At 71.5% G+C, this 26,832-nt stretch carries 27 protein-coding genes; 20 read left to right on the top strand and 7 right to left on the bottom strand.

The genetic code is table 11. The features are described from left to right. Positions 1–5: 5 nt before the first annotated feature. The 4 genes from EOD73_RS07045 to EOD73_RS07060 all read right to left on the bottom strand — a co-directional run bounded on the left by EOD73_RS07045 (position 6) and on the right by EOD73_RS07060 (position 5,875). A complete protein-coding gene (locus EOD73_RS07045) occupies positions 6–2,897 on the bottom strand; it encodes an adenosylcobalamin-dependent ribonucleoside-diphosphate reductase (RefSeq protein WP_127682171.1) in 2,892 nt (963 codons plus the stop codon). A gap of 111 nt (positions 2,898–3,008) precedes the next feature. Continuing rightward, the gene (locus EOD73_RS07050) at positions 3,009–3,293 is read right to left on the bottom strand and encodes a DUF2249 domain-containing protein (RefSeq protein WP_164845971.1); all 285 of its coding nucleotides are present in this window, start codon (positions 3,291–3,293) and stop codon (positions 3,009–3,011) included. Between the two features lie 64 nt (positions 3,294–3,357). Then, entirely contained in the window at positions 3,358–4,656 is a 1,299-nt protein-coding gene (locus EOD73_RS07055; RefSeq protein WP_127682173.1) for an NnrS family protein, read from the bottom strand. 16 nt (positions 4,657–4,672) lie between these two features. Then, positions 4,673–5,875: an NAD(P)H-dependent flavin oxidoreductase gene (locus tag EOD73_RS07060; protein WP_127682174.1), complete on the bottom strand. Its 1,203-nt coding sequence runs from the start codon at positions 5,873–5,875 to the stop codon at positions 4,673–4,675. 114 nt (positions 5,876–5,989) lie between these two features. Between EOD73_RS07060 and ccmA the strand changes: the two genes are divergently transcribed. The 15 genes from ccmA to EOD73_RS07135 all read left to right on the top strand — a co-directional run bounded on the left by ccmA (position 5,990) and on the right by EOD73_RS07135 (position 18,088). Then, complete coding sequence (ccmA, locus tag EOD73_RS07065; protein ID WP_127682175.1) at positions 5,990–6,598, top strand: heme ABC exporter ATP-binding protein CcmA; 609 nt, start codon at positions 5,990–5,992, stop codon at positions 6,596–6,598. Further along, positions 6,595–7,254, top strand: coding sequence for a heme exporter protein CcmB (gene ccmB / locus EOD73_RS07070; RefSeq protein ID WP_127682176.1), 660 nt, complete (start codon positions 6,595–6,597; stop codon positions 7,252–7,254). The genes ccmA and ccmB overlap by 4 nt, the downstream gene beginning before the upstream one ends. Positions 7,255–7,273: 19 nt before the next feature. Then, the gene (gene ccmC / locus EOD73_RS07075; protein WP_127682177.1) at positions 7,274–8,011 is read left to right on the top strand and encodes a heme ABC transporter permease CcmC; all 738 of its coding nucleotides are present in this window, start codon (positions 7,274–7,276) and stop codon (positions 8,009–8,011) included. Further along, entirely contained in the window at positions 8,008–8,163 is a 156-nt protein-coding gene (gene ccmD / locus EOD73_RS07080) for a heme exporter protein CcmD (RefSeq protein ID WP_127682178.1), read from the top strand. Before ccmC ends, ccmD begins: the two co-directional genes overlap by 4 nt. Further along, positions 8,160–8,615 carry a cytochrome c maturation protein CcmE gene (gene ccmE, locus EOD73_RS07085; protein ID WP_127682179.1) on the top strand — a complete coding sequence of 152 codons (456 nt, stop codon included), beginning with the start codon at positions 8,160–8,162 and terminating at the stop codon, positions 8,613–8,615. The genes ccmD and ccmE overlap by 4 nt, the downstream gene beginning before the upstream one ends. Beyond that, positions 8,612–10,573, top strand: a complete 1,962-nt coding sequence (locus EOD73_RS07090; protein WP_127682180.1) for a heme lyase CcmF/NrfE family subunit — start codon at positions 8,612–8,614, stop codon at positions 10,571–10,573. Before ccmE ends, EOD73_RS07090 begins: the two co-directional genes overlap by 4 nt. Then, positions 10,570–11,094, top strand: coding sequence for a DsbE family thiol:disulfide interchange protein (locus EOD73_RS07095; protein ID WP_127682181.1), 525 nt, complete (start codon positions 10,570–10,572; stop codon positions 11,092–11,094). The genes EOD73_RS07090 and EOD73_RS07095 overlap by 4 nt, the downstream gene beginning before the upstream one ends. Next, positions 11,091–11,537 (top strand): cytochrome c-type biogenesis protein, encoded by a 447-nt coding sequence (locus EOD73_RS07100; RefSeq protein WP_127682182.1) that lies wholly within the window; start codon positions 11,091–11,093, stop codon positions 11,535–11,537. The genes EOD73_RS07095 and EOD73_RS07100 overlap by 4 nt, the downstream gene beginning before the upstream one ends. Further along, positions 11,534–12,232, top strand: a complete 699-nt coding sequence (locus EOD73_RS07105; RefSeq protein WP_127682183.1) for a tetratricopeptide repeat protein — start codon at positions 11,534–11,536, stop codon at positions 12,230–12,232. The genes EOD73_RS07100 and EOD73_RS07105 overlap by 4 nt, the downstream gene beginning before the upstream one ends. A gap of 122 nt (positions 12,233–12,354) precedes the next feature. Continuing rightward, the gene (locus tag EOD73_RS07110; protein WP_127682184.1) at positions 12,355–12,666 is read left to right on the top strand and encodes a chaperone NapD; all 312 of its coding nucleotides are present in this window, start codon (positions 12,355–12,357) and stop codon (positions 12,664–12,666) included. Positions 12,667–12,757: 91 nt separating this feature from the next. After that, entirely contained in the window at positions 12,758–15,298 is a 2,541-nt protein-coding gene (napA, locus tag EOD73_RS07115) for a nitrate reductase catalytic subunit NapA (RefSeq protein ID WP_127682185.1), read from the top strand. Between the two features lie 13 nt (positions 15,299–15,311). Continuing rightward, a complete protein-coding gene (gene napG, locus EOD73_RS07120; protein WP_127682186.1) occupies positions 15,312–16,115 on the top strand; it encodes a ferredoxin-type protein NapG in 804 nt (267 codons plus the stop codon). Beyond that, positions 16,112–16,969 (top strand): quinol dehydrogenase ferredoxin subunit NapH, encoded by an 858-nt coding sequence (napH, locus tag EOD73_RS07125; RefSeq protein WP_127682187.1) that lies wholly within the window; start codon positions 16,112–16,114, stop codon positions 16,967–16,969. The genes napG and napH overlap by 4 nt, the downstream gene beginning before the upstream one ends. Before the next feature lie 2 nt (positions 16,970–16,971). Continuing rightward, positions 16,972–17,445, top strand: coding sequence for a nitrate reductase cytochrome c-type subunit (locus EOD73_RS07130; protein WP_164845972.1), 474 nt, complete (start codon positions 16,972–16,974; stop codon positions 17,443–17,445). Positions 17,446–17,455: 10 nt separating this feature from the next. Then, the gene (locus EOD73_RS07135) at positions 17,456–18,088 is read left to right on the top strand and encodes a NapC/NirT family cytochrome c (protein WP_127682188.1); all 633 of its coding nucleotides are present in this window, start codon (positions 17,456–17,458) and stop codon (positions 18,086–18,088) included. On the opposite strand, the gene napF is transcribed toward EOD73_RS07135, so the two are convergent. Then, positions 18,071–18,544, bottom strand: a complete 474-nt coding sequence (gene napF / locus EOD73_RS07140; protein WP_127682189.1) for a ferredoxin-type protein NapF — start codon at positions 18,542–18,544, stop codon at positions 18,071–18,073. The genes EOD73_RS07135 and napF overlap by 18 nt on opposite strands. An 82-nt stretch (positions 18,545–18,626) precedes the next feature. Between napF and mobB the strand changes: the two genes are divergently transcribed. The 3 genes from mobB (at position 18,627) to rbp (ending at position 22,164) form a co-directional block, all read left to right on the top strand. Next, positions 18,627–19,139 (top strand): molybdopterin-guanine dinucleotide biosynthesis protein B, encoded by a 513-nt coding sequence (gene mobB, locus EOD73_RS07145; RefSeq protein ID WP_127682190.1) that lies wholly within the window; start codon positions 18,627–18,629, stop codon positions 19,137–19,139. A gap of 87 nt (positions 19,140–19,226) precedes the next feature. Then, positions 19,227–21,287 (top strand): TonB C-terminal domain-containing protein, encoded by a 2,061-nt coding sequence (locus EOD73_RS07150; protein ID WP_127682191.1) that lies wholly within the window; start codon positions 19,227–19,229, stop codon positions 21,285–21,287. 529 nt (positions 21,288–21,816) lie between these two features. Next, positions 21,817–22,164 carry an RNA-binding regulator gene (gene rbp / locus EOD73_RS07155; RefSeq protein ID WP_127682192.1) on the top strand — a complete coding sequence of 116 codons (348 nt, stop codon included), beginning with the start codon at positions 21,817–21,819 and terminating at the stop codon, positions 22,162–22,164. A gap of 90 nt (positions 22,165–22,254) precedes the next feature. Here rbp and EOD73_RS07160 read toward each other — a convergent pair whose 3' ends face one another. Both EOD73_RS07160 and EOD73_RS07165 read right to left on the bottom strand, forming a co-directional pair. Continuing rightward, positions 22,255–22,485: a hypothetical protein gene (locus EOD73_RS07160; RefSeq protein ID WP_127682193.1), complete on the bottom strand. Its 231-nt coding sequence runs from the start codon at positions 22,483–22,485 to the stop codon at positions 22,255–22,257. Positions 22,486–22,524: 39 nt separating this feature from the next. Beyond that, positions 22,525–24,795, bottom strand: a complete 2,271-nt coding sequence (locus tag EOD73_RS07165; protein WP_164845973.1) for a TonB-dependent receptor — start codon at positions 24,793–24,795, stop codon at positions 22,525–22,527. Between the two features lie 218 nt (positions 24,796–25,013). On the opposite strand from EOD73_RS07165, the gene EOD73_RS07170 reads away from it, so the two are divergent. Further along, positions 25,014–25,865 (top strand): substrate-binding periplasmic protein, encoded by an 852-nt coding sequence (locus tag EOD73_RS07170; protein ID WP_127682195.1) that lies wholly within the window; start codon positions 25,014–25,016, stop codon positions 25,863–25,865. Between the two features lie 25 nt (positions 25,866–25,890). Continuing rightward, positions 25,891–26,826, top strand: a complete 936-nt coding sequence (locus EOD73_RS07175; RefSeq protein WP_127682196.1) for a hypothetical protein — start codon at positions 25,891–25,893, stop codon at positions 26,824–26,826. Positions 26,827–26,832 lie beyond the last annotated feature (6 nt).

The following is a 26,832-nucleotide window of genomic DNA, read 5'->3' on the forward strand; positions in this document are numbered from 1 at the left end:
GCGGCTCAGCCGCAGGCCCCCACGTGCCCGCAGGCGGTGCAGAAGTCGCAGCCGTCTTTGTGGATCAAGGTGGCGTTGCCGCATTCCGGGCAGGGGCGGCCGGCCTGCAGGGCCAGGCCCGGCGCCGACCCGGGGGGTTGCGGCGCGGGGGCTTGCATCACGCCCATGTCGCGCACGGGGTGGCCGGCTTCGTCCAGCACGCCCAGCTGGGCGTAGCGGTGGATGACCAAGCGGGCCACGTAGGCCACGGTGCTGGGCCAGGTGCGCTGGCGGCGCGGGCCTTGCAGGCAGGGCTCGAAGGCCATGAAGTCGCCCAGGGGCTCGGCGTAGTTCAAGAGCTTGCGCAGCTTCATGCCGATCCAGGCGGGGTCGACCACGCGCATGTCCAGGCTCAGCACGCGGGCCAGGCCGTCCAGGGCCTTGGGGTAGCGGCCCGAGAGCGCCATGGCGCAGGGCCGGGTGTGCACGCTGCCATCGGGGCTGCTCAGCGCCACTTCCTTCAGCGTGAGCGTGAAGTCTTCGTGGGTGGCGGGGTTCACCACGTCCACCGCCCAGGCCAGCGTGCCCTCGAAGCCGGTTTGCGGCTCGTGCCGGCTGAAGAGCGCGTCCAGCACGGGCGTGGGCGCGCCTTCGGGCGCGGGCAGGGTGCCAAGCTGTTCGCAGCGCCACTGCAGCAGCGCGGCCAGCGCGGCCACCACGCCGGGAAAGCGGCGGGGCTGGCCGTGCGGCGGGAAGGGCAGCTCGAAGGCGTGCTCTTCGGCCACGGTGGCCAGCTGCGCCAGCTTGAGCTGCAGCCAGCCGGTGTCGTCGGCGCGCAGGTCCATCGACAAGGTCTTGGCCAGCGCGCCCAGGCCGCGCAGGCCCTCGTGCTGCTCGGCGCCGTTGACCCAGACCTCGAAGGGGCGCGGCCGGCCCGCCTCCGCCAACTCACCCACAAAGAGCGCGAAATCGCCCTGCGGGTGGCGCACCATGAAGGTCCATGCCGGGTTGCCGCCCGGCAGCTCGGGCCGGCCGGGCCAGCGCAGCGAGGCCAGCACCGGCGCGCGCGGCGGCTGCAGGGCCAGGCGCTGGTTGGGGTCGCTGGGGCCATGGGCCGATGCGGTCGTCACTGGCGGGGCGGCGGGCGTGGTGGACAGCACCGAGCCCAGCACGGCGTTGGGCCGGTAGGTGGCCAGGCCCTTGAGGCCGAGCTGCCAGGCCTGGCGGTACAGGTCGCGGAAGGCCTCGAAGGGGTAGTCGGCCGGCACGTTCACCGTCTTGCTGATGGCGGTGTCGATGTAGGGCGCGACAGCGCCCACCATGGCGGCGTGCGACTCGGCGCTCATCTCCAGCGCGCTCACGAAGGCCGGCGGCAGCGGCGCATTGGGCCCGTGCTGGTGGCGGAACAGGCGGTAGGCGTGGTCCTCCACCGCGTACTCCTTGGTCGTGCCATCGGCCTGGCGCTTCTTGCGCTGGTAGGTCCAGCTGAAGGCGGGTTCGATGCCGTTGCTGGCGTTGTCGCAAAAGGCCAGGCTGATGGTGCCGGTGGGCGCAATGGCCAGCAGGTGCGAGTTGCGCAGGCCGTGCTGGCGGATGCGGTCCTTCAGGCCGGTGGGCAGGCGCGACGCGAAGCGCCCGCCGCTCAAGAACAGGTCGGCGTTGAACATCGGGAAGGCGCCGCGCTCCTGCGCCAGGTCCACCGAGGCGCCGTAGGCCGCATCGCGCATCAACGCGCTGATGCGCGCGGCTTGGGCGCGGGCCTCGGGGGTGTCGTAGCGCAGGCCCAGCATCACGAGTGCGTCGCCCAGGCCGGTGAAGCCCAGCCCCACACGGCGCTTGGCCTGGGCCTCGGCGGCCTGCTGGGGCAGGGGCCACAGGGTGAGGTCCAGCACGTTGTCGAGCATGCGCACGGCGGTCGGGATCAAGGCCGCAAAGGCCGCCTCGTCGAACCGGGCTTCGGGCGTGAAGGGCGCACGCACGAAGCGCGTCAGGTCGATGGAGCCCAGGCAGCAGCAGCCGTAGGGCGGCAGCGGCTCTTCGGCACAGGGGTTGGTGGCGGTGATGGTCTCGCAGTAGCTGAGGTTGTTGTCGCGGTTGATGCTGTCCAAGAACAGCACGCCGGGCTCGGCGTGGTCGTAGGTGCAGCGCACGATCTGGTCCCACAGGGCGCGGGCGCCGAGGCGGCGGTAGACCCACTGGCCGTCGTCGCGCCGGTAGGCGCCGTCGGCCTTGAGCGCCGCGCCCGGCTCGGCCGCGTGAACGAGCTCGATCTCGCCGTCGGCCTCCACGGCGGCCATGAACGCGTCGGTCACGCCGACGCTGAGGTTGAAATTGCGCAGCTCGCCACCGTCCTTGGCGTGCACGAAGGCCTCGATGTCGGGGTGGTCGCAGCGCAGCACGCCCATCTGCGCGCCACGGCGCGCGCCGGCGCTTTCCACGGTCTCGCAACTGCGGTCGAAGACCTTGAGGTAGCTGACCGGGCCGCTGGCGCTGCTTTGCGTGCTGGCCACCCAGGCCCCGGCGGGGCGGATGCGCGAGAAGTCGTAGCCCACGCCGCCACCCCGGCGCATGGTCTCCGCGGCCTCGGCCAGCGCCGTGTAAATGCCCGGGAAGCCGTCTTCGGGGGTGCTGATGCTGTCGCCGATGGGCTGCACGAAGCAGTTCACCAGCGTGGCCTGCAGGCCGGCGCCGGCGGCCGACTGCACGCGCCCGGCGGGGATGAAGCCTTGGTGCAAGGCCGCCTCAAAGCGCTGCGCCCAGGTGCCGCGCTGCTCTGGCGCTTCCGCCTGGGCCAAGGCCAGCGCCACGCGGCGCTGCACCGCCTCGGCGCTGTCTTCGTCGCCCTTGGCGTACTTTTCCAGCAGCACCTCGCGGCTGATGGCTTGGGGCGGGAGTTCGAGCGACAGGGTGGCGTTCATGGCTAGATGTAGGGGGTGATGTGCCGACTTGGCACTACATCCAGTGTTGGACGCTGCGGCGCCGAAATCCTTGAATCAGATCAACCCGCCACCAAAGCGGCGGGCAAACGCTCAGCAGCCGCCGGCGCGTGCGCCCCCGCAGGCGCAGGCACAGGCGGCGCAGCCCAAGGCCTCGGACGTCTTGCGCAGGGCCACGCGCCATTCGCCGGGGGCGGCCTCCAGGCGGTCCCACTCGAACACGCCGCTGCGGGCCGCCTGCAGCAGGTGGTGGAGGGATTGCAGTTCGCGGTCGTCGCACAACTCCAGGTGCTCGCCCACGGTCAGGCCGTCCAAGGCGGCGAACACGGGGCGGTGGCGCTCGCGCAGCGGCGCGCTTCGAAGGTCGAGAACGGTCATGGCAGGTCTCCGGCGTGGGGTGCCGCAGGCTAGGGCCGGGGGCCCACCGCCGCTTTGCGCCACGTCAACCCGGGCGCCCGTCCACGCGGGGGCGGCCCAGCCAAGCGCCATGGCGCCCGGCCCAGGCCAGCGTGACGACGGCCCAACCCAGCGCGGCGGCCAGGGTGAGCGCCCCACCCATGGCCGGCCAGAGCGCGGCCAGCACGCGCGCCACGGCCGTGCCTTGCAGCAGACCGTACAGGCCCCAGGCCAGCGCGTCCACCGCCAGCGGGCGGCCGCTGTGCCCGGCCGACACGCGGGTGATCATCGCGATCAGGGTGCAGCCCAGGTAGCCCACGGTCAGGGCGTGCAAGGGCGCCAGCCCCAGGCCGGGCAGGCCCAAGGCCTGCAGGCCGTTGGACGCAGCGGCCAGGCCCAGGGCCAGGCCCAGCCAGACGAAGCCGCCGTGCAGCATGGCCAGCAACCGCAAGGCCTTGCCACGCAGGCTGTGCAACAGGCCCCAGCGCACGGCCAGCCACAGCATCAGGCCCGAGGCCGCCGCCTGCAGGCCGGCCGCGGCCGCCAACAAGGGCGCGGGCCATCCCCCCCACAAGGCGTCGGCCATCGCGACCAGGGCGCTGGCCGCCAAGGCCCCCCCCATGGCGCTGAGCAACCAGTGGGGCCGCCAGGCCTCCAGCTGCGGCAACACCGAGGCGCTGAAGAAGGGCAGCATGCGGTGCGACACCACGGCAAAGGTGGGCGCCAAGAAGCCCCACAGCGCCAGCTGCACGGCCGCGCGCGCCAAGTCGGGCGCGTCCAAGGCCCAGGCGGCGGCCAGGCCGGCCCAGGCCAGCAGGCCGAAGCAGCCGGCCCCCAGCACCGCCTGGGCGTGCACCCGGTCGGGCACGCGGCTGTCGCGCACCAAGTGCGCGAAGCGCCACAACACCTTGGCCCAACCCGAGGCCTGCAGCCCCAGACCGAGCGCTGCCAGCGGCCCGTGCACGTGCACGCCCAACAAGGTCAAGGCGCCACCGCCCACCATGGCCAGCACCGGCCGCAGCAAGACGGCGGCTGGCACCTCCGGCTGCCCCAACCAGCGCGGTCCGGCGGTGAACAAGAAGCCCACGATGAACAGGGGCATGAAGGCCAGCGACAGCAGCGCGCCGTGGGCCAACAGGGGCGCCACGGCCCAAGGCCAGGCCCAGCCCTGCGCGCGTGCCGTCAGGGCCAGCGCCCACCACAGCCCGGTCAGGGCCATGGCGCAAGCCCCGGCAAAGAAGGCCAAGCGGTGAGGCGCGCTGAGCAGGCGCGTCCAATGCCAGCGCCCGCCCTGGGCGCGAGGCTCGGGCGGCGGGGCGGCGGGTTGCAGGTGCATCACGCTCATGGCCAGATCCAGCGCTTCAAGCGGGCGCGGTGCCCAGGGGCACGCCGGGCGTGAGCAAGCGCTCCAGCAGCTGGCGCACGGTGGCGATGCGCGGGCCGAAGGGCAGGGCCCCGCGGCCGCGGAAGAACAGGCCCTTGGCCACGTCGCCGCGCAGGGCCGCGGCCAGGCGTTGGTCGATGCAGAACTGGCCCCAACCTTTGAGACCGTCGCGCAGGCCGCACTGGGCCAGGCAGTCGAAGGCCAGGGTGCAGCGGCTCTTGACCTGCGCCACGGCCTGCAAGCGGGCTTCGGCGCCGAGGTACTTGTCCAGCCAGGGCGTGCGCACGGCGCGGGCGGGCAGGCCGGCCACGCTGGTCAGCTCCACCAGGTCCTCGTCGCGGGCTTCGGCCAGCACGCGCTTGAAGGCCTCGTCGGCGTCGCATTCCTCGGTGGCCACGAAGGCCGTCCCCAACTGGGCCGCGTCGGCCCCCAGGGCTTGCACGCGCAGCAGGTCTTCGCAGCGCCGCAAGCCGCCGGCGGCGATGAGCGGCACTTGGCCTTCGACGCCGGCGTCGCGCAGCAACTGGCGCACGGCGGGCAGCACGGTCTCGAAGTCGAAGCGCGGGTCGCTCAGGTCGCCGATCTTGGCCGCGCCCAGGTGGCCGCCGGCCCAGTTCGGGTGCTCGATGACGATGGCGTCGGGCAGGCGCTGCTTGCGCTCCCACTTTTTCAGCACCAGGGCCACGCCGCGGGCGTCCGACAGGATGGGCACCAGCGCCGCCTTGGGGTGGTCCTTGGCCAGCTCGGGCAGGTCCAGCGGCAGGCCGGCGCCCACCACCACGGCGTCGATGCCGGCTTGCAGCGCGGTGGTGACGGAGGCGGCGTAGTCGGACACCGCGCGCATCACGTTCACGGCCAGCAGGCCGCGGCCTTGCGAGAGCGTGCGCGCCTGCGCGATCTCGCGGCGCAGGGCCTCTTGGTTCGCGTCTTGAATCAGGGCCTTCTTGGTGTCGTCGTCGGGCAGACCGCGGGTGCGGGCCATCAGGTCGAGGTGCTGGCGGCGCAGGTCCACCGACGACAGGGTGCCCACCGCGCCCTGCGCGGCCACGCTGCCGGCCAGGCGGTGGGCCGACACGCCCACCCCCATGCCGCCTTGCACGATGGGCAGCAGGGTGCGCCCCGCCAGTTGCAAGGGGCGCAGGCCGGCGTCGGCCACGCGGGCCAGGAGCGAAGCGGTCATGGGCGGGGCGGGGCAAAAAGTCGAGCGGGCCCCGACTGTGCGGGCGCGGGTTCGGGTTTGCCTTGACGCAGTTCAATAAGTGCGCGTTCAAGCTCGGCCACACTCCGCCCCGCCATGCTTGCTTCGCCCCCCGCCCTGCTCCAAGCCACCGACCTGCGCTGCGAACGCGCGGGCCGCGCCTTGGTCGACGGCTGGCACCTGGCCCTTCACGCCGGCGAGACCGTTTGGTTGCGCGGCGCCAACGGCAGCGGCAAAACCACCCTGCTGCGCACGCTGGCGGGCCTGCGAGACCCCGACGCCGGCACAGTGCATCGCCCGTCGCCACTGCGCTACCTGGGGCACGCCAACGGCCTAAAAGACGAATTGACCGTGCTGGAGTCGCTGCGCTTCGCGGCCCAGTGGCAGGGCCTGCCGCACGACACGCCCGGGCTGCGAGCGGCCCTGGAGCACTTTGGCTTGGGCCGCTTGGGCTCGCGTCCCGCGCGCCAACTCAGCCAGGGCCAGCGTCGCCGCGCGGCCCTGGCCCCGCTGGCCTTGCCACAGCCCGGCAGCGTGTGGCTGCTGGACGAACCGTTCGACGCCCTGGACGACGCCGGCGTGGCGCAGCTCGTGGCGCTGGTGCAAGCGCACGCCGCCGCCGGCGGCGCCACCCTGTTCACCAGCCACCAAACCGTGCCCGCGCTGAGCGCCCGCGCCATGGCCTTGGGAGAGGCCCGCGCATGACGCGACTGCTGCTGTTGCGCGAACTGCGCCTGGCCGCCCGCCGCCCCATGGAGGCCTGGCTGCCCGTGGCCTTTTTCGTCATGGCGGCCAGCCTGTTTCCCCTGGGGGTGGGGCCCGAGCCCGAGCAGCTGCGCCGCCTGGCGCCCGGCGTGCTGTGGGTGGGCGCGCTGCTGGCCACGCTGTTGTCGCTGCACAGCCTGTACGCCGCCGACGCCCAAGACGGCAGCCTGGACCAATTGCTCTTGCCCCCGCACAGCGCCTGGCGCCTGGCCGCCGTCAAGGCCCTGGCGCACTGGCTGACGCACGCCCTGCCCCTCCTGCTGGCCGCGCCCCTCTTGGGCCTGATGTTCGGCCTGCCGGTGGCGCAGCTCGGGCTCTTGATGCTGACCCTCGTGCTGGGCACGCCCACCCTGAGCCTGCTGGGGGGCTTGGCTGCGGCCTTGACCTTGGGCCTGCGCAACGGGGCGCTGCTGAACCTGCTCATCGTGCTGCCGCTGGCCGTGCCGGCGCTGATCTTCGGCACCGGCGCCGTGTCGGCGATGCAGGCGGGCCTGGCCTTCGACGGGCACCTGTCGCTGCTGGGCGCCCTGCTGATCGCCAGCCTGCTGGCCTTGCCGCCGGTCACGGCCGCGGCGCTGCGCATCGCCACCCCTTGAACCGTCCGAAGCCCGCTGCATGACCCGCTTCTTCACCTTTGCCGCGCCCGTTCGCTTCTACGCCCTGACCGGCCGCCTGCTGCCCTGGTTGTGGGCCGCGGCGGCCCTGCTGGCTGCGGCCGGCTTGCACCGGGGCTTCTTCGTCGCGCCCACCGACGCCACCCAAGGCGAGGCCTACCGCATCATCTTCATCCACGTGCCGGCGGCCTGGCTGTCCATGCTGCTGTACCTGGCCATGGCGTTTTGGGCGGTGATCGGTTGGGCCTTCAAGGCACGGCTGGCCTCGCTGCTGGCGCGGGCCATCGCCCCCACCGGGGCGCTGTTCACGGTCTTGGCGCTGGTGACCGGCGCGCTGTGGGGCCAACCCACCTGGGGCACCTGGTGGGTGTGGGACGCCCGCTTGACCTCCGAGTTGATTCTGTTGTTCCTCTACCTGGGCTACTTGGCCCTGGTGAACGCCATCGACGAGCCCCGGCGCGCCGATGCCGCGGGCGCCCTGGTGGCGCTGGTGGGCGCGGTCAACGTGCCCATCATTTACTTCAGCGTGCGCTGGTGGAACACCCTGCACCAGGGCGCCAGCGTGAGCCTGACCGCCGCCCCCAAGATGGCCGAGACCATGCTGCAGGCCATGCTGCTCATGAGCCTGGCCTGCTGGGCCTATGCCTTTGCCGTCGTTTTCACCCGCGCCCGCGCGATGGTGCTGGAGCGGGAACGCGACACCGCCTGGGTGCAGGCCTTGAAGGAGACCTCAACATGAACTGGCACAGCGCCACCGAGTTTTTCGCCATGGGCGGCCACGGCCTGTACGTGTGGGGCAGCTACGGCGCCGCCCTGGCCATCGCCGTGCTGGAGCCCTGGCTGGCCGCGCGCCGCCACGCCCGCGCCCTGCAAGCCGAGGCCGACGCATGAAGCCCCGCCACCAACGCCTGCTCTGGGCCGGCGCCGCCCTGCTCGGTCTGGCCGCCATCGTGGCCCTGGTGATGAACGCCTTCCGCAGCAACCTGGTGTTCTTCTACTCGCCCACCCAGGTGGCCGCGCACGAAGCGCCACAAGGCCGGCCCTTTCGCATCGGGGGCCTGGTCGAGCCCGGCAGCGTGAAGCGCGAGGGCGTGCGCGTGCAGTTCGTCGTCAGCGACGGCACGCACCAAGTCCCGGTGGTGTACCAAGGCGCCCTGCCCGACCTCTTCAAAGAGGGCAAGGGCGTGGTGGCCCAGGGCCAACTGCAGGGCGGCACCTTCAGCGCCCGCGAGGTGCTGGCCAAGCACGACGAGAACTACATGCCGCCCGAGGCCGCCGATGCGCTGGCCCGCGCCGAGCAGGCCCGAAACCGCAGTGAGAAGTCGATGAAGGGCACGCCGTGATCCCCGAGATCGGCCACCTCGCGCTGTGGATGGCGCTGGGCGCCGCGCTGTTGCTCGGCACCCTGCCCCTGCTGGGCGCGCAGCGCCAGCGCGCCGACTGGATGGCGCTGGACCGCCCGCTGACCCACGCCCTGGCGCTGCTCGTGGGCCTGGGTTACGCGGCCCTGACGCAGGCCTTCGTGGTCAGCGATTTCTCGGTGGCCTACGTGGCCCAGAACAGCAACGTGGCCCTGCCGCTGGCCTACCGCGTGGCCGCGGTCTGGGGCGGGCACGAGGGCTCGCTGCTGCTGTGGGTGGCGCTGCTGGCCGCCTGGTCGGTGGCGGTCGCCGCCGCGGGCGCGCACCTGCCCGCGCCCTTGCGCGCGCGCGTGCTGGCCGTCATGGGCCTGCTGGCCGCGGGCTTCTTGCTGTTCATGCTGGTCACCTCCAACCCGTTTGAGCGGCTCGTGCCGGCACCGCCCGAGGGGCGCGACCTCAACCCCTTGCTGCAAGACCCCGGCATGGTGCTGCACCCGCCCATGCTGTACATGGGCTACGTGGGCTTCGCCGTGGCCTTTGCCTTCGCCGTGGCCGCCTTGGCCGGGGGCGAGCTCAACAGCGCCTGGGCGCGCTTTGCCCGCCCCTGGACGACCGCCGCCTGGGCCAGCTTGACCGTGGGCATCGCCCTGGGCAGCTGGTGGGCCTATTACGAGCTCGGCTGGGGCGGCTGGTGGTTTTGGGACCCGGTGGAGAACGCCAGCTTCATGCCCTGGTTGGCCGGCACGGCCCTGTTGCATTCGCTGGCCGTGACCGAAAAGCGCGGCGCCTTCAAGGCCTGGACCGTGTTGCTGGCCATCGTGACCTTCTCGCTGTCCCTGCTGGGCACCTTCCTCGTGCGCTCGGGCGTGCTCAGCTCGGTGCACGCCTTCGCCACCGACCCCCAACGCGGCCTGGCCATCCTGGCCTTCCTGGTGCTGGCGGTGGGCGGCTCGCTGAGCCTGTACGCCGCCCGCGCTGGGCAGGTCGGCCTCGGCGCTCGCTTCCACTGGCGCAGCCGCGAAACCACGCTGCTGGCCAACAACGTGATGCTGCTGGCCGCTTGCGGCGCCGTGCTGCTGGGCACCCTGTACCCGATGGCGCTGGACGCCTTGACCGGCCAGAAGATCTCCGTCGGCCCGCCCTACTTCGAGGCCGTGTTCGTGCCCTTGATGGCGCCCGTCATCGTGCTCCTGGGCATCGGCCCCCTGGTGCAGTGGAAGGGCATGGAAACCGCCGCCTTGCTGCGTCGCCTGCGCTGGCCCCTGGTGCTGGCCCCCTTGGCGGCCGGCGCCCACGGCTGGGCCACGGGACGCCTGAGCCTGGCGGCCTGGGGCGGGCTGCTCTTGGCCTGGTGGGTGCTGGCCTCGGTGGCGGCCGAGCTGGCGCAGCGCTTGCGCCCGCAACATGGCCAGGGCCTCTGGGCCCGCGCCCGTGCGCTGCCACGCTCGGTGCTGGCCATGGCGGTGGCCCACGCGGGCGTGGGCGTGTTCATCGTCGGTGTCACCTTGGTCGGCAGCCTGCAGCTCACGCGCGACCTGCCGCTCAAGGTGGGCGAATCCGTCGCGCTCGGGGCCTACACCTTTGAACTGCAGGGCCTGCGCACGGTGGACGGCCCCAACTACCGCGCCATGCGCGGCACGGTGCAGGTCGTTCAGGCTGGACGCCCTGTGGCCACCTTGCACCCGGAAAAGCGCATCTACCGCACCCAGACCATGCCCATGACGGAGGCCGGCATCGACGCCGGCTGGCTGCGCGACGTCTACGTCTCGCTGAGCGAGCCCCTGAACGAGGCCGCCGACGCTTGGATCGTGCACCTCGCCATCAAGCCCTACGTCGACTGGATTTGGGGCGGCTGCGCGCTGATGGCCCTCGGGGGCCTGCTGGCCGCCAGCGACCGGCGCTACCGTCGACCCCGCGCCAGCGAGGAGGGCGCCGCATGAAGCTCAAGCACCTGTTGCCCCTGGTGGGTTTTGCCGTGCTGGCCGCCTTCTTGGCACGCGGCCTGCAATTGAACCCGCGCGAGGTGCCCTCGCCCCTGGTGGGACGCGCCCTGCCCGCCTTCAGCTTGCCGGTGTTGGAGGCCGGTGCGCCGCCCCTGCGCCACAGCGACTTGCGCGGCCGGGTCAGCCTGCTGAACGTCTGGGCCTCCTGGTGCGCCCCGTGCCGCGACGAGCACCCCCTGCTGGTCGACCTGGCCCGCCGTCGCCCGCAACTCCACCTCGTTGGCTTGAACTACAAGGACGAGCCTGCCGCCGCGGCGCGCTGGCTGCGTGAACTCGGCAACCCCTACCGCGCGGTGGGCTTGGACGCCAAGGGCCAGGTGGGCATCGACCTTGGGGTCTACGGCGTGCCCGAGACCTTCGTCATCGACCGCGACGGCCAGGTCGCGCTCAAGCACGTGGGCCCCATCACGCCCGAGGTCCTGCGCACCAAGATCGAACCCCTGCTGGACGCCCTATGAGCCCCCGCCTGCTTCGTGCGCTGGTGCTGGGCGCGGCCCTGGGGGCGGCTCTGGGCGCGCACGCCACAGCGCCAGAGCCCGACCCCGTGGAAGTCCGCACCCACGCGCTGGCCTCGCAGCTGCGCTGCCTGGTGTGCCAGAACCAAACGATCGCCGACTCCAACGCCCCCTTGGCCCTGGACCTGAAGGCGCAGGTGCGCCAGCAGTTGGCGCAGGGCAAACGGGACGACGAGGTCATCGCCTACATGACCGCCCGCTACGGCGACTTCGTGCTCTACAAGCCCCCGGTGCAGGGCAACACCCTGCTGCTGTGGGCCGGCCCCGCGCTGCTGATGGGCGGCGCCCTGCTGGGCCTGGTGCTGGTGCTGCGCCGCCGAGCGACCCAGGGCGACGAGGCCTTCGAACCCGACCCGGCGCCCGACACCGAAAGCCCCTCGCCATGAGCCTGCCCCCCGCCCTTCAAGCCCTGCGGGCCCAAGGCCTCGCCTTGCAAGCGCGCCTGCGCCAGGCCCAGGACCCGGAGCGGGCGCCGCTGCAGGCCGAACTCGACGCCTTGCAGCAGCGCATCCTCGCCCTCGTGCTGGCCCCGCCCCCGCCACGCCTGCCCGCGCGCTTGGTGGCCGGCTGCGTGGCCGTGGTGCTGGCGGTGGGGGCCGCGGGCTATGCCTGGAAGGGCCACCCCGAGGCCATCGACCCCGCGCCGCCCCCCGACCGCACCGAGGAGATGGTGCAGCGCCTGGCCGCCCGCTTGCAGCAGCAGCCCGACGATGCCAACGGCTGGGCCATGCTGGGTCGCTCCTACTTGGTGCTGGGACGCCCGACCGAATCGGTGACCGCCTACCGCCGCGCGCTGGCCCTGCGGCCCGACGACGCCGACCTGCTGGCCGACCTGGCCGACGTGCTGGCCAGCCACCAGGGCGGCTCGCTCGAAGGCGAGCCGGCCCGGCTGCTGGCCCACGCGCTGGCGCAGCAACCCGAGCACCTCAAAACCCTGGCCCTCTTGGGCACGCTGGCCTACCGCCAGGGCGACAAGGCCACGGCCATCCGCCACTGGGAACGATTGCAGGCCCTGGCGCCCGCCGAGCACCCCCTGCGCCAACTGGCCGACCAAGGCCTGGCCGCCGCCCGCGCCCCCTGAGCGGGGCGCCCGCCAGGGCGCAGGGATTTCCCGTGTAACCGGCCGTGGCTTGACATTTCGCAAGCCCCACCAAGGGGCATCGGCCCACACTCGCACCCAGTTTTGGTGCATGGGAGACGCCGATGAGCGTGCTGGGAGTGGTGGTGCGCACGCGCCCCGAACACGTGGAGGCCGTGGCCGCCCAATTGGTGGCCCTGCCGGGCGTGGACCTGACCCACAACCCGGGCGATGGGCGCTTGGTCGTCGTCATGGAAGACACGGCCGAGGCATCGGCGGCGGCCCAGTTGGGCGCCGTGGCGCTGTGGCCCCAGGTGCTGGGCACCTCCCTCGTCTACGAGTACAGCGGCCCCGACGCGCCGGCACCGGAAGCCCACCACCAACCGGCGCAGGGCTGGCGCACGCGCCTGACCGACCTCGACCCGGCGTTGCCTTGAACTGCTTCAAGGCCTTCGCAGTCGCTTCCCGAGAACATTCCCCCATCCCCACCCCCTGGGCGCTGACCCCGTGCGCCCGCTGGAGCTCACCATGCAAGTCGATCGTCGCGACCTCCTGAAGTTGCAAGCCGCCGCCGCGGCCGCCACCGCGGCCGGCATCCCCGTCGTGGCACAGGGCGCGGCCCCGGCCCAAGCCCCAGGCGCCGTGCGCTGGGACAAGGCACCCTGCCGCTTCTGCGGCACCGGCTGCTCGGTCGTGGTGGGCGTGCAGGACAACAAGGTCGTGGCCACGCAGGGCGACGTCGAAAGCCCGGTCAACCGCGGCCTGAACTGCATCAAGGGCTACTTCCTGTCCAAGATCATGTACGGCAAGGACCGCCTGACCACGCCCTTGCTGCGCAAGAAGAACGGCGTGTACGACAAGAACGGCGACTTCGTGCCCGTGAGCTGGGACGAGGCCTTCGACCTGATGGCCGCCAAGTGGAAGGAAACGCTGAAGAAAGACGGCCCGGCGGGCATCGGCATGTTCGGCTCGGGCCAGTGGACCATCTGGGAAGGCTACGCCGCCGCCAAGCTGTGGAAGGCGGGCTTTCGCTCCAACAACCTCGACCCCAATGCCCGCCACTGCATGGCCAGCGCCGTGGCCGGTTTCATGCGCACCTTCGGCATCGACGAGCCGATGGGCTGCTACGACGACATCGAGCAGGCCGACGCCTTCGTGCTGTGGGGCAGCAACATGGCGGAGATGCACCCCATCTTGTGGAGCCGCATCACCGACCGCCGCCTGAGCCACCCGGAGACCAAGGTCGCCGTGCTCTCCACCTACGAGCACCGCAGCTTCGACCTGGCCGACCAGCCCATCATCTTCAAGCCGCAAACCGACCTGGCGATCCTGAACTACATCGCCCACTACCTGATCAAGAACAACAAGGTCGACCACGCCTTCGTCAAGGCCCACGTCAACTTCAAGAAAGGCGCCGACGACATCGGCTACGGCCTGCGCCCGGCCCACGCCTTGGAAAAGGACGCCAAGAGCAATGGCTACCCCGGCGCCGACGGCAAGCCCAAGGGAAGCCCGAACGACGCCACGCCCATCGGCTTCGACGAGTTCGCCAAGTTCGTCAGCGAGTACACGGCCGAAAAGGTCAGTGCGCTGTCGGGCGTGCCCGTCAAACAATTGGAAGAACTGGCCAAGCTCTACGCCGACCCGAAGGTCAAGGTCGTGTCCTTCTGGACCATGGGCTTCAACCAGCACACGCGGGGCACGTGGGCCAACAACATGGTCTACAACATCCACCTGCTGACCGGCAAGATCAGCCAACCGGGCAACAGCCCCTTCAGCCTGACGGGCCAGCCCAGCGCCTGCGGCACCGCGCGCGAGGTGGGCACCTTCGCCCACCGCTTGCCCGCGGACATGGTGGTCACCAACCCCGAGCACCGCAAGCACACCGAGGAGATCTGGCAGCTGCCCGAGGGCACCATCCCCGACAAGATCGGCCTGCACGCCGTGGCGCAAAGCCGCGCGCTCAAGGACGGCAAGCTCAAGTGTTACTGGGTCACCACCAACAACAACATGCAGGCCGGCCCGAACATCAACGACGAGATCCTGCCGGGCTGGCGCAACCCCGCGGCCTTCGTGGTCGTCAGCGACCCTTACCCGACCGTCAGCGCCATGGCCGCCGACCTGATCCTGCCCGCCGCCATGTGGGTTGAAAAGGAAGGGGCCTTTGGCAACGCCGAGCGCCGCACGCAGTTGTGGCGCCAGCAGGTCAGCGCCCCCGGCCAGGCCAAGAGCGACCTGTGGCAGTTCATCGAGTTCAGCAAGCGCTTCAAGATGGAAGAGGTGTGGCCTGCCGAGCTGTTGGCCAAGAAGCCCGAGTACAAGGGCAAGACCTTGTTCGACGTGCTTTACAAGAACGGCAAGGTCAACAAGTACCCGCTGGCCGACGTGGGCAAGGTCAACGGCAAGTACATCCCCGGCTACATGAACGACGAGTCCAAGCAGCTGGGTTACTACCTGCAAAAGGGCCTGTTCGAGGAGTACGCCGAGTTCGGCCGCGGCCACGGCCACGACCTGGCCCCCTTCGACACGTACCACGAGGTGCGCGGCCTGCGTTGGCCCGTGGTCGACGGCAAGGAAACGCTGTGGCGCTTCCGCGAGGGCTACGACCCCTACGTCAAGAAGGGCGAGGGCGTGAAGTTCTATGGTCACAAAGACGGCAAGGCGGTCGTCTACGCCCTGCCCTACCAACCGCCCGCCGAGAGCCCCGACAAGGACTACAACCTGTGGCTGTGCACGGGTCGCGTGCTGGAGCACTGGCACACCGGCAGCATGACGCGCCGCGTGCCCGAGTTGCACCGCGCCGTGCCCGAGGCCCTGCTGTACATGCACCCCGACGACGCCAAGGACCGCGGCCTGCAGCGCGGCATGAAGGTCAAGGTCGCCTCGCGCCGCGGCGAGATCACCTGCGCCGTCGAGACCAAGGGGCGCAACAAGGTGCCGCGTGGTTTGGTGTTCGTGCCCTTCTTCGACGAGGGCCGCTTGGTCAACAAGCTCACGCTGGACGCCACCTGCCCGATCTCGAAGGAAACCGACTTCAAGAAGTGCGCGGTGCGCGTCCTGAAGGCCTGAGCGAGCGACCCGCATGGCCCTGAGTCGACGTGCGCTGCTGCAAGGCGCCACCACCTCCGCCACCGCCGGCCTCTTGGCCGCGGGGGCGGCGGTCGTGTCGCGCCCAGCGCGGGCGCGCGCGGCCCAGGCCTTGCGCCCCCCCGGCGCCTTGGACGAGCCCGACTTCTTGGCCGCCTGCGTGCGCTGTGGCCTGTGCGTGCGCGACTGCCCGCCGCACAACCTCCAGCTCAGCCAGTGGGGCGACGGCCTCGCCGCCGACGTGGCCATCGGCACGCCCTACTTCGAGGCCCGCGCCATCCCCTGCGAGATGTGCGAGGACCTGCCCTGCGTCAAGGCCTGCCCCACCGGTGCGCTGGACCCGCTGTTGACCGACATCAGCCAGGCGCGCATGGGCCTGGCCGTGCTCATCGACCACGAGAGCTGCCTCAACTTCCTCGGCCTGCGCTGCGACGTTTGCTACCGCGTCTGCCCGGTCATCGACCAGGCCATCACGCTGGAAAAGGTCAGCAACCCCCGCAGCGATCGCCACGCCATGCTGCTGCCCACCGTGCATGCCGAGGCCTGCACCGGCTGCGGCAAGTGCGAGCACAGCTGCGTGCTTGAGCGCGCCGCCATCAAGGTGCTGCCGCGCGCGTTGGCCCAGGGCGAGTTGGGCCCGCACTACCGCAAGGGATGGGAGTCCACGAACCGCCAGGGCAAGCCGCAGTTCGCGCAGCCCGAGCAGCGCCTTCCCGCGCAAACCGACGACCTGGGGCCGCTGCGCAGTGGCGCGCAGCCCTACCCCGCGCCCCGCGCGGCCTCGGAGCCGGCGCCATGATCCCGATCGCCCTGGCCCCCGCGTCGCCGCCCGAACGCAGCGCCTGGCGCCGCCACCGCTTCCTGCTGCTGCGCCGCAGCAGCCAGTTGGCAGTGCTGGCCCTCTTCCTGCTCGGCCCCTGGGCCGGCCTGTGGTGGGTCAAGGGCAATTTGGCATCGAGCCTGAGCTTCGGTGTGCTGCCCCTCACCGACCCCTTCGTGCTGGCGCAAAGCCTGGCCGCGCAGCACTGGGCCGAGGCCACCGCGTTGATCGGTGCGGCCCTTGTGCTGGCCTTTTACGGCCTGCTGGTGGGCCGCGCCTACTGCGGCTGGGTGTGCCCGGTGAATGCCGTCACCGACGCCGCCGGCTGGCTGCGTCGCCGCTTCAAGCTCAACGCGGGCAGCGCGCCCCCGCGCGGCCTGCGCTACGCGCTCTTGGCCGCCGTGTTGCTGGCTGCCGCCATCACCGGCCTGCCGGTGTGGGAGTCGGTCAACCCTGTCACCCTCACCCAACGCGCGCTCATCTTTGGCGGCAGCGTGGCCTGGGCGGCCGTGGTCGCTGTCTTCCTGTTCGACCTCGCCGTGGCGCCCCGCGGCTGGTGCGGCCACGTGTGCCCCATGGGCGCGGCCTACTCGCTGATCGGCAGCAAGCCTTTGCTGCGCGTCTCGGCCGCGCACCGCAGCCGCTGCAACGACTGCGGCGACTGCTACGCCGTGTGCCCCGAACCCCAGATCCTCGTGGCCCCCTTGAAGGGCAAGGCCGGCAGCGGCCCCCTCATCCAAGCCCGCGAATGCAGCGCCTGTGGCCGCTGCGTCGACGTGTGCAGCACCGAGGTTTTCCAGTTCACCCACCGCTTTGACCACCGAAGGGACTGACCATGAAGCGCCCCGCCCTGTTCCAACGCTGCTGGCCGCTGCTGCTGGCCGTGTCGATGTTCGCCATCGGCATCGACATGGCCCACGCCGCCGAGCCCGCCGCCCCCGTGAAATTGGAGGGCCTGCGACAAGGCACGCCCCTGAACCAGGACAACCCGCCGGCCAACCACCGCCAGGAGCGAGACCACCCGGTGGGCGACCGCGACTTCGTGCAGATGCCCCCGCTGATCCCGCACACCATCAGCGGCTACCAAATCACCAAGAATTTCAACAAGTGCATGGACTGCCACGCGTGGCAGAAGACCAAGGAAAGCGGCGCCACCAAGATCAGCGTCACGCACTTCAAAACGCGCGACGGCGTGGAGTTGGACACCGTGAGCCCGCGGCGCTACTTCTGCACGCAATGCCACGTGCCGCAAAGCGACGCCAAACCGCTCGTTCCAAACACCTACGAACGCGCCAAGGGCATGAAGTGAGGGTCGCCCCATGAAAGCCCTGATCCAACGCCTGTGGGCCTTCGCCCACACCAAGCTGTTTTGGCTGCTGACCGCCGCGTTCGCAGCCGGCATCGTCTTCTGGGGCGGCTTCAACACCGCCATGGAATGGACCAACCGCGAAGCCTTCTGCATCTCCTGCCACGAGATGGAGAAGAACGTCTTCGTCGAGTACCGAAACACCATCCACTACCAGAACCGCACCGGCGTGCGCGCCACCTGCCCCGACTGCCACGTGCCCAAGGAGTGGGGCCCCAAGATGTGGCGCAAGATCCAAGCCTCCAACGAAGTGCTGCACAAGATCCTGGGCTCCATCGACACGCCCGAGAAGTTCAACGCCAAGCGTCCGGTGTTGGCCCAGCACGAGTGGGACCGCATGAAGGCCAACGACTCGCAAGAGTGCCGCAACTGCCACAACTTCACCTACATGGACTACGCGGAGCAAAACAGCCGCGCGGCCACGCGGCACCAGGTGGCGTTCACGGCGGGCCAAACCTGCATCGACTGCCACAAGGGCATCGCCCACACCCTGCCGCCCATCGCGCAGCCCATCGGCGCGCACAAGGAAGGCGAACTGGTGCTGCCGCCCAGCAGCGCCGCTTCGGATTCAGCCTCGGGCCATTGAGATCGCTTGCGTGGGGCAGCCCCCCACGCACGCCCCGCAGCCGGTGCAGGCCTCGGCGGTCAGCACCGGCTGGGCCACCTGGCCCAAGCGCGGCGGGAAGCGAATGGCCCGCGCGTCGCAGGCCTCGCCGCACACGCGGCATTCCACCCCACGCTGCGCCAGGCAGGCCGCGCCGAAGCGCGCCGCCCAGCCTTCGAACACCGCCGGAGCTTGCAGGGCACCCGGCTCGCAGGCGCTCACACAAGCGCCACAGGCATCGCAACCTGCTTGCGCGAACTGCATTTCCGGGAAGCCCCCGCCGCCGCGCCGGATGACCTGCGGCGGACAGGCCTTGATGCAGGCGTCGCAGCGCGTGCAGCGTCGCTCGAACACGGCCTCGGCCACGGCCCCAGGCGGCCGTTGAACGGCACGTTGCGCCGCCGAAGGGCGGAACAGAAAGCGACGGCGAGGGTCCATGCGGGCATTGTGGTCGCCGGGGCGCGGCCGCCCCTTGTGGTGCATCAAGGCCCCGCGCCGGTCCGGCTTCCACAATGCCGCCATGAACGTCTTTGGCATCGCCGGCCGCTCCGGCATGGGCAAGACCACGCTGTTGGAGCGGCTCGTGCCCGCCCTCACCGCGCGGGGCTTGCGGGTCTCCCTGATCAAGCACAGTCACAAGGACATCGAGGTCGACCGGCCCGGCAAGGACAGCTACCGCCTGCGCGAGGCCGGTTGCCAAGAGGTGCTGCTGCTCGGTCGCAGCCGTTGGGCCCTGATGCACGAGCTGCGCGGCGACGAGGAGCCGCCGCTCGATTACCTGCTCAGCCGCATCCAGGCTTGCGACCTGGTGCTGGTGGAAGGCTTCAAGGGCGGCGACTTCCCCAAGCTCGAGGTGTGGCGCGCGGAAGAGGGCAAGCCCATGCTGTGGCCCGATTGGCCCGGCATCGTGGCCCTCGCCTCCGACGCCCCGCCGCCCGACCTGGCTCTGCCCTGGGTCGACCTGGCCGACACCGCCGCCGTGCTCGCGCTGGTGCTGGCGCACGCCGCGCCGGTGGCGCTGGCTTCGCGCTGAACGCCCTCGTCACAATGGCGGCATGCCCGCCCCGTCCCCCGCCCCTCGCCGTTCGGCCTGCCGCCCTGCGGTGAGGGCCGCCCTGGCTTGAGCGCGCCGGCCGACGACGCGGCCGGGTCCGCGGACGAGGCCCTGCCCCCCTTCCACGCCACGGCCGACGTCGACCCCTACGCCGACGCCGCCGCGCGGCCCGAGCGCCGCCGCCTGCGACGCACCCTGCCGCTGTCCTTCGCCGCGCACGCGCTCTTGCTGCTCAGCCTGAGCCTGGGCACCGCCAGCCTCGCGCCCGAGGCCTGGCGCAGCGCGACCTTGCCACCGCCCCTGCCACCCTCGCCGCCCCCGGTGTGGGTGGCCGAGCTGCTGCCCTTGCCCACCGCCCCCACAGGGCCCACCGCCGCGCCGGCGCCCCGACGGGGCGCCCAATCCCAGCCCGCGCGCGGGCGCGGCAACGCTGGCAAGGCCGGCGCGGCGGCGCCCGTGGCCGAGCCCTGGCGCGCCCTCGGCCCCCGCGCCGCGGCGGGCACCGAGCCGGCGCTGGCCCTGCTGGCGGTGGAGGACCCGACCGAGACCGCCCCCACGCCCCCCACAGCGGCCTCGGCCCCCCCGTGGACCCCGGCGCCCACGGCCGCGGTTGCGCCCGTTCCTGTGCCCGTTACTGCGCCCAGCCCCTCGCCCGCCGCCAGCGCGCCAGCGCCCCACGCGGACCCCACGCCGCCCCCCGCGCCGGTGGCCGACGACGCGGCCGAGCCCGATCGCCTGCTGCGCTTGGCCCGCGAGGCGCAGGCCCGCACCGAGCGGGCCGAGGCCCAGCGCCAAGAAGCCGCCCGCCAGGCCAGCGCCCGGGCTGAGCTGCAACGCGCCGAGGCCGCGGCCCAGGCCGCCCAACAGCAAGCCCAACAGCAAGCCCAAGAGGCCGCGCGCCGGGCGCAAGCCGTGGCGGCGCAACAGGCCGCGGAACAGGTGGCGCAGCAAGCCGCCGAGAAAGCGGCCCAACAGGCCGCTCAACAGGCCGCTCAACAGGCCGCCCAGCAAGACGCGGAACGCCAGGCCAAGGCCTTGGCCGCGCAGCAAGCCCGCGCCCGCCATGAAGCCGCCCAACGCGAGGCCGAGCAGCGCGAGGCCGAGCGCCAGGCCGAAGCCGCGCGGGTCGCCAGCGCCAAGGCCGCCGCCGCATTGGCCCAAGCCGATGCCGAACGCCGCGAGGCCGCGCGCCTGGAGGCCCAGAAGCAAGAGGCGGCGCGGCAAGAGGCCCTTCGACAAGAGACCGCCCGGCAAGAAGCGGCGCGGCAAGAAGCCCTTCGGCAAGAAGCCGCCCGGCAGGAGGCGCAACGCCAAGAGGCGCTTCGGCAGGAGGCCGCGCGGCAACAGGCCGCCCGGGCCGAGGCCGAGCGCCGCGAAGCGGCGCAGCGGGAGGCCGCACACCGCGAGGCCGCCCAACGAGAAGCGGCCCAGCGCGAAGCGGCGCGCCAGCTGGCCGCCCAACAAGAAGCCGCCCGCGCCGAGGCAGCCCAGCGAGAGGCCGCGCAACGCGAGGCCGCCCGGCAAGCCGCCGCCCGCCAAGAGGCCGAGCGCCAAGCCCAGGCGAACGCCCAAGCGCAGGCCAAGGCCGAAGCCGCCCGCCTTAAGGCGGCCGAAGACGCCGCCGACGAGGCCCGCCGCGAGGCCTCGCGCCGTGCCATGGGCCGGCAGCTGGACGAAGAGCGCGCCCAGCGCGAGGCCGCGGCCAACGCCACCCAGAACCCGCACACCGCCCCCAACGTCCGCCCCGGCGGCGCCCTGCCCTTGGGTTGGGCCCCGCTGCGCCGCGCCCGCCTGTACGGCCACACCGACCCCAACCCCGAGATCGTGGCCTTCGCCCAGGCCTGGGCCCGCAAGATCCAGCTGAACACGCCGCCCGATCTCGTGCGGCAACTGGCGCAAGCGCGCCACAACCCGCCGCTGGTCACCGTGGCCGTGCGCCGCGACGGCTCCGTCGAAGCCATCACCTTCGTCATCGGCAGCGGCGCGCCCGAGGTCGACGAGGCCATCCGCCGCATCGTGCAAAGCCACCAGCCCTACGCCCCCTTCAGCCCCGAACTGGCCCGCGAGGTGGACGTGCTGGAGATTCGCCGCACCTGGAGCTTCAGCAGCGTGGTGGGCCTGCAGTGAGCGCCCGCCCACCCGCCACCGCCCTGTCTCTTTTTAAAACCAAAAATAATTTAGTTGGGCCGACGGATAACAACTGACGTATAAACGGCGCCGCCGCAGCCCCTGCGGTGCTTCATGGCGCGCCCGGTGCGCGCCGCCCGCGACCCCCGTCGCCCCCCCTGGAGCCCGCCTGCTGGCGGCTCCTTGCGCCCCGGTGGCGCACGCCGGTGCAGGCCACCCGCGCAAGCGATCGAATCCCATCTCCACCTTCACCCTCCCCCTGGGCCGGCCCCTCGGCTCGCCCACGACCCCACCGAGCGGCAGCGGCTGCTGGCGGGCTTCGTTCGCGCGCCAACGCGCCCACGGCAAGGACGGCCATCGCCGCCCCGGTCCGCCGGGCCGCCCCCAGGTGGCGGCCCACCCACCCTCAACCCCCGTGCGCTGACGGGAGGCCTTCCCAGGCCCCACCCGCAGCGCCCGTGTCCCGCGTCCTACCGGTTCGCACTCCCGCACCCCGACGGTGCGACTTGACCTCCAGAAAGGCTCCACCATGAGCAAAAAGATTTACGTGGGCAACCTGCCCTACTCCGTCACCGACGAGAGCCTCAAGAGCAACTTCGGCGAGCACGGCGGCGTCGCCTCCGCCAAGGTCATGATCGACCGCGACACCGGCCGCTCCAAAGGCTTCGGTTTCGTCGAGATGACCTCGCCGGAAGCGGCCCTCGCCGCCATCGCCGCCCTCAACGGCGTGCGCGTCGACGGCCGTGCCATCGTCGTGAACCTGGCCCGCCCGCGCGAAGAGCGCAGCGGCGACAGCTACAGCCCCGCCGGCTACCGCAGCACGCAGCGCCCGGACGTCGGTTACGGCAACGGCGGCTTCGGCGGCGGCCGCTACTGAGCCCTTCGGTGCGCCACGAAAAACCGGCTCCTCGGAGCCGGTTTTTTTATGGCCGGACGGACCCCGTGCCGGCGGCACCGTCGCGCAACCTCACCCCGGCGCCCGACCGTCCAACAAGCGAACCTCGCCCGACCACGCGTGGTCGGCGACGTACACCACCCAGGCCTGGCCCGAGGCCGGGTCGCGGAACCGCGAGTTGTGCCAGGGGGAATCGGCATCCCAATTGGGCGACTCTTCCAGCAGGCCGAGGCGGACCTGCGCCACCGACCAGCGGTGAATGGCCGCCACCTCCAAGCGCTGCTGGGTGTTTCGAACTTCCATGATCGATCGCGCGAGGATTTGCAAGGCGCAGCTTCGCGCTCAGATCCGCCCACTCAAGCTCAGCATCAGCTGCCGCGGCGCGCCCATCAACAGGGTTTGGTTCGTGCCGCTGGGGTCGCTGTTGGGAAAGCCGTTGGTGCCGACCGTGGCCACGTAGCGGCGGTTGCCGAGGTTGGTGACGGCCAGGCGCAGGCTGGCGTCGCGAACGGCGGTCCAGCCCAGCCATGGCCCCAAGCGCAGGCCGGCGCTGGCGTTGAGCAGGGTGCGGGCGGGCACGGCCGCGTCGTTGGTGTGGCTGTAGAAGCGGCGGGCCATGAAGTCCAGGCCCAGCTCACCGAACCAAGGGCCGCGCTCGGCGCTGAGGATGGACTTGGCCATGGTGCGCGGGGCATCGACCACGTCCTTGCCGGCCAGGGGCACGGTGATGGGCTGGTTCGCCGCGTCGCGGCTTTGCACGTCGTCGCGGTAGGTCGAGCGGTTGAGGCTGAGGCTGTTGTAGAGCGTCCAGCCCGGGTGCAGGCGCAGCGACAGCGTGGCTTCGAGCCCGCGGGCGCGCACGCCGCCCACGTTGGCCAGCACCGCCGGGTTGCCCACGATGGCCGAGCCTGGGGTGACGGCCAGCAGGCGGTCGCGGAAGTTCGCACCGTAGAGGGTGAGCGCGGCCTGGTAGCGCGCCTCGGTGGCGCGCCAGCCCAGCTCCACCGTGGTGGCGGTTTCTGGGCGCAGGGTGTCGCGGATGGCGTCGAAGCCGGCTTGCGTGGTGGCAAAGGGGCTGGCGCCGGTGGCACTGGCTTGGAAGGCGCGCAGGTTGCGCTGCGCGCCAGCGAACAGCTCGTGCACGGCGTTCACCTGCCAGTTCAGGCCCAACTGGGGCAAGAAGCCGCGCTGCGCACGGATGGCGCCGGCCGGGCCGGTGCCGAGCAGGCGCTCGGCATCGATGGTGGCGCTCAGGGCCTTGAAACCCGCGCCCAGGGTCAGCGTGGGGCTCAGCGCCAGGGTGTCGGACAGCGAGGCCTGCTGCGTGCGCGTGTGGAAGCGGTAGGCCCACTGCGTGAGGAAGGGGTCGCGCGGGAAGGCGTAGGGGCTGGGCACGGCGCCGGGGGGCGTGGCGTAGAAGCGGCGGGCCTGGTCGAAGTCGTTGTCTTCGTGCCAGAAGGCGGCGCGCACTTGGTGGGCCCCCAGGTCCCACTGCAGCGCGGCCGTGGCGCCCCGGCGGTGGATGGCGTACTCGGTGGTGCGCAGCGAAATCGGCGTGCCGTCGGGCGAGGGGGTGTAAGGCGTGTACCAAAGTCCGCGCCCGTCGTTGCCGTGGTGGTAGGCCCCGAGCTGCAGGCGCCAAGCCGGGGCCAAGGCCGTCTCCAAGTTCACCCCCGCCAGCAGGTCGCGGCGCAGGCCGGCGCCGGCGTAGTAGGCGTCGTCGCACTGCGGCACGTAGGCGGTGTTGCCGTTGCCGCACAGGGCCTGCGCGGCGCGCAGGGCGGCGTTGAAGTCGGGGTAGGTGTTGTCCCAGCGCGGGCCCAGGCGCTGGATCATCTCCAGCGACAGGTCTTGGTCGTCGATCTCCTCGCGCGACGAGTGGTTGAAGAAGGCGGTGAGCTGGCCGCCGTCCCAGGCCTTTTGCGCCTTGAGGTTGAGCTGGCGTTGGCGCTGCTGGCCGGCGCCCTTCCACTTGTCGGCGGCCTGTTGCGTGGCGCTGAGGTAGGCGCTGCCCAGCGCGGTGTCGCCGCTGTCCAGGCGCAGGTGGGTGCGGCGGTTGGCGTGGCTGCCCAGGGTCTGCGCGGCGCGCAGGCCGAAGCGGCGCTCGGGCGCGTCCGAGAAGAACTGCAGCGTGCCGCCCAGGTTGCTGCTGGACGGGGTGTCGAGCGCCCCGGTGCCTTGCGAGAGCTCGGCCCCCGCCACGTTCTCGCTGGCGATGGCCCGACCGATGTGCAGGCCGTTGAGGTTGCCGTAGCTCATGTCGCCCAGGGGCACGCCGTCGAGCGTGAAGCCGAGCTGGTTTTGCGAGAAGCCACGCACCGTGAAGCGGGCCGACCACTCGTAGTTGCCCAAGGCGTCGGCCGATTGGACGTTCACGCCGGGCAAACGCGCCACCGTGAGCAAGGGGTTCTGCCCCGAGATGGCGGCGGTTTGCAGCTCGCTGCGCCCCACGCGGTGCACCGAGCGCAGTTGCCCACGGCCCACGGTGATGGTCACGGCCTCGAGTTCGGTGCTGGGGCGCTCGCCCGATTCGCTTTGCGCCGCCGCCGGCACGGCCGCACCCGCGCCCAGCAGCAGCAAGCAGCTGGCCAAGGCGGTGGCGGCAATGCGCATGAGGGCGTCCTTTTCTTGGGGGGATCTCGGCGGGGCCCGTCGCGCCGGCGCGGGGCCGGGGCGAACGCCCGCAGTCTCGCAGGGTACGCACCTGCCCCTGAAGCTTTCGTGAAGCTGACGCATCAGGCCCACGGCCGTTCGGGTTTTCGCGCCTTTGTGGCGCGCTTGGGGACTTTCGCTACGCGGCAAGGTGCTGGAGGCCATTAGGCTTCACGCCAATGCCCAGCCCACGCTTCCGCTCCCTGCCTCGCGCGGCCCTGGCCGTTTGGGCGACGCTCGGGCTGGCACTGGCCCTGGGCACCGGAACCCCGGCCCACGCGCAAGTCCTGACGCTGAAGACGATCTCGGTGTGCGACGACGTCAACGAATGGCCGCCCTTCACCTACCTGGCCCCCGGGGCCGCCGAGAAGGCGCAGCGCACCGGCAGCGGCCCGCAAGATGTGCAGGGCTTTTCGGTGGAGGTGCTGCGCAGCATCTTGGCGCCCAAAGGCATTGCGCTGCGCATCGAGTTGCTGCCCTGGGTGCGCTGCCTGCGCGAGCTCGACAGCGGCACGCAGTACCAGATGGCCCTGAACGCCAGCGCCAACGCCGAGCGGCAAAAGCGCTTCTACCTGTCGGACACGGTGCACGCCACCACGCCCGGCTACTTCTACTCGCGCCGGCGCTACCCCGACGGCGTGCCCGTGAGCAGCGCGCAGGACCTGGCCTCGTTCCGGGTGTGTGGCGTGCACGGCTACAACTACTCGGCCTACGGCCTGCGCGACGACCAGGTGGACCGCGGGGCGCTGAACTTCGGCCGCGTCATCGCCAAGCTGCTGGCCGACCGTTGCGAGCTTGGCGTGGGCGAGTTGGAGGTGGTCAAGGCGTCCGAGCACCTGGGCCAGCCCATCGCGCAAGACCCGGACATCGCCTACGCCCGCGTGCCCGGCATGCCCAAGGTGGAGTTCCACATGCTGGTCTCGCGCCAGCATCCGCAAGGCCAGGCCTTGCTGCAAGTGCTGAACAGCGGCCTCAAGGACCTGCGGGACCGGGGCCAGTTGCAGGCCATCCACCGGCGCTACACGCAATGAGGCGGGTGCGAGGCCGGCACCGCGCATGACCCAGCTTGCCCCGCCCCGCTCTGCCGTCGAAGCCTTGCCGTCAGGGCCGCGGCAATGCCGTCCTGGGCGCCGGGCGGCGCTGTCGCTGTCGCTCGCACTCCCCCTCGCGCTGGGGGCCGGCCGCCTGCACGCCACCGAGCCGATCGAAGTCCGGGTGCCCGCCTTTGACGCGCCACGCGACGGACGACCTGGCTACTTCTTCGAAGTGCTAGAGCTCGCCCTGCGCAAGACCCAGGACAGCCATGGCCCGTACCGCGTGAGCATCCTGAAAGAAGTGATCTCGCTCGAACGCGCGGTGCAAGAGCTGAAGAACCAGCAGCTCATCGACGTGGTGTTCACCGCGCCCAACCCGGGCTTGACCGATGGCCTTCAGCCCATCCCGGTGTCCTTGCTGAAGGAGCTGAACAACTACCGGATCTTGTTGATCCGCGAGGGCGAGCAGGCCCGCTTCGACACGGTTCGAACGCTGGACGACCTGCGAACCCTCCGCGCGGGCCTGGGCCTGCAATGGGTGGACACCAAGATCCTGCGGCACAACGGCTTTCGGGTGGAGGGCTCGGCCTGGCACGAGAACCTGTTCAAGATGCTCGCCGCGAAGCGCTTTGACTTCTTTCCCAGGGGCCTGTACGAGGTGCAAAGCGACCACCGCCGCTACCGGCACCTGGGCTTGGCCATGGAGAAGAACCTGTTCCTCTACTACGAGGCGCCCTTCTACTTCTTCGTCAACGCCAAGAACCAGGTCCTCGGCCAGCGCTTGGAGACCGGGCTGAAGCTCGCCCTGGCCGACGGCAGCTTCGACCGCTTGCTGAACAGCTACCCCGAGTTCCGCGCGGCCACGGCGCTGCAGCTCCAAGCACCGCGCCGCTTGCTCCGCTTGGCGCCATTGCCGGGCGGCTGCGGGGCGCTGTCGCCCTCGAAACCGAGCTGCTGAGGCCCG

The organism is Inhella crocodyli, from assembly GCF_004004565.1.
In the GTDB taxonomy this organism is placed as follows: domain Bacteria; phylum Pseudomonadota; class Gammaproteobacteria; order Burkholderiales; family Burkholderiaceae_C; genus Inhella; species Inhella crocodyli.

What these genes read in the sequence shown, in the direction of transcription:
- EOD73_RS07045 (WP_127682171.1), bottom strand. Translation starts at nt 2,897, where the DNA reads ATGAACGCCACCCTGTCGCTCGAACTCCCGCCCCAAGCCATCAGCCGC.
- EOD73_RS07050 (WP_164845971.1), bottom strand. Translation starts at nt 3,293, where the DNA reads ATGACCGTTCTCGACCTTCGAAGCGCGCCGCTGCGCGAGCGCCACCGC.
- EOD73_RS07055 (WP_127682173.1), bottom strand. Translation starts at nt 4,656, where the DNA reads ATGAGCGTGATGCACCTGCAACCCGCCGCCCCGCCGCCCGAGCCTCGC.
- EOD73_RS07060 (WP_127682174.1), bottom strand. Translation starts at nt 5,875, where the DNA reads ATGACCGCTTCGCTCCTGGCCCGCGTGGCCGACGCCGGCCTGCGCCCC.
- ccmA (WP_127682175.1), top strand. Translation starts at nt 5,990, where the DNA reads ATGCTTGCTTCGCCCCCCGCCCTGCTCCAAGCCACCGACCTGCGCTGC.
- ccmB (WP_127682176.1), top strand. Translation starts at nt 6,595, where the DNA reads ATGACGCGACTGCTGCTGTTGCGCGAACTGCGCCTGGCCGCCCGCCGC.
- ccmC (WP_127682177.1), top strand. Translation starts at nt 7,274, where the DNA reads ATGACCCGCTTCTTCACCTTTGCCGCGCCCGTTCGCTTCTACGCCCTG.
- ccmD (WP_127682178.1), top strand. Translation starts at nt 8,008, where the DNA reads ATGAACTGGCACAGCGCCACCGAGTTTTTCGCCATGGGCGGCCACGGC.
- ccmE (WP_127682179.1), top strand. Translation starts at nt 8,160, where the DNA reads ATGAAGCCCCGCCACCAACGCCTGCTCTGGGCCGGCGCCGCCCTGCTC.
- EOD73_RS07095 (WP_127682181.1), top strand. Translation starts at nt 10,570, where the DNA reads ATGAAGCTCAAGCACCTGTTGCCCCTGGTGGGTTTTGCCGTGCTGGCC.
- EOD73_RS07100 (WP_127682182.1), top strand. Translation starts at nt 11,091, where the DNA reads ATGAGCCCCCGCCTGCTTCGTGCGCTGGTGCTGGGCGCGGCCCTGGGG.
- EOD73_RS07105 (WP_127682183.1), top strand. Translation starts at nt 11,534, where the DNA reads ATGAGCCTGCCCCCCGCCCTTCAAGCCCTGCGGGCCCAAGGCCTCGCC.
- EOD73_RS07110 (WP_127682184.1), top strand. Translation starts at nt 12,355, where the DNA reads ATGAGCGTGCTGGGAGTGGTGGTGCGCACGCGCCCCGAACACGTGGAG.
- napA (WP_127682185.1), top strand. Translation starts at nt 12,758, where the DNA reads ATGCAAGTCGATCGTCGCGACCTCCTGAAGTTGCAAGCCGCCGCCGCG.
- napG (WP_127682186.1), top strand. Translation starts at nt 15,312, where the DNA reads ATGGCCCTGAGTCGACGTGCGCTGCTGCAAGGCGCCACCACCTCCGCC.
- napH (WP_127682187.1), top strand. Translation starts at nt 16,112, where the DNA reads ATGATCCCGATCGCCCTGGCCCCCGCGTCGCCGCCCGAACGCAGCGCC.
- EOD73_RS07130 (WP_164845972.1), top strand. Translation starts at nt 16,972, where the DNA reads ATGAAGCGCCCCGCCCTGTTCCAACGCTGCTGGCCGCTGCTGCTGGCC.
- EOD73_RS07135 (WP_127682188.1), top strand. Translation starts at nt 17,456, where the DNA reads ATGAAAGCCCTGATCCAACGCCTGTGGGCCTTCGCCCACACCAAGCTG.
- napF (WP_127682189.1), bottom strand. Translation starts at nt 18,544, where the DNA reads ATGGACCCTCGCCGTCGCTTTCTGTTCCGCCCTTCGGCGGCGCAACGT.
- mobB (WP_127682190.1), top strand. Translation starts at nt 18,627, where the DNA reads ATGAACGTCTTTGGCATCGCCGGCCGCTCCGGCATGGGCAAGACCACG.
- rbp (WP_127682192.1), top strand. Translation starts at nt 21,817, where the DNA reads ATGAGCAAAAAGATTTACGTGGGCAACCTGCCCTACTCCGTCACCGAC.
- EOD73_RS07160 (WP_127682193.1), bottom strand. Translation starts at nt 22,485, where the DNA reads ATGGAAGTTCGAAACACCCAGCAGCGCTTGGAGGTGGCGGCCATTCAC.
- EOD73_RS07165 (WP_164845973.1), bottom strand. Translation starts at nt 24,795, where the DNA reads ATGCGCATTGCCGCCACCGCCTTGGCCAGCTGCTTGCTGCTGCTGGGC.
- EOD73_RS07170 (WP_127682195.1), top strand. Translation starts at nt 25,014, where the DNA reads ATGCCCAGCCCACGCTTCCGCTCCCTGCCTCGCGCGGCCCTGGCCGTT.
- EOD73_RS07175 (WP_127682196.1), top strand. Translation starts at nt 25,891, where the DNA reads ATGACCCAGCTTGCCCCGCCCCGCTCTGCCGTCGAAGCCTTGCCGTCA.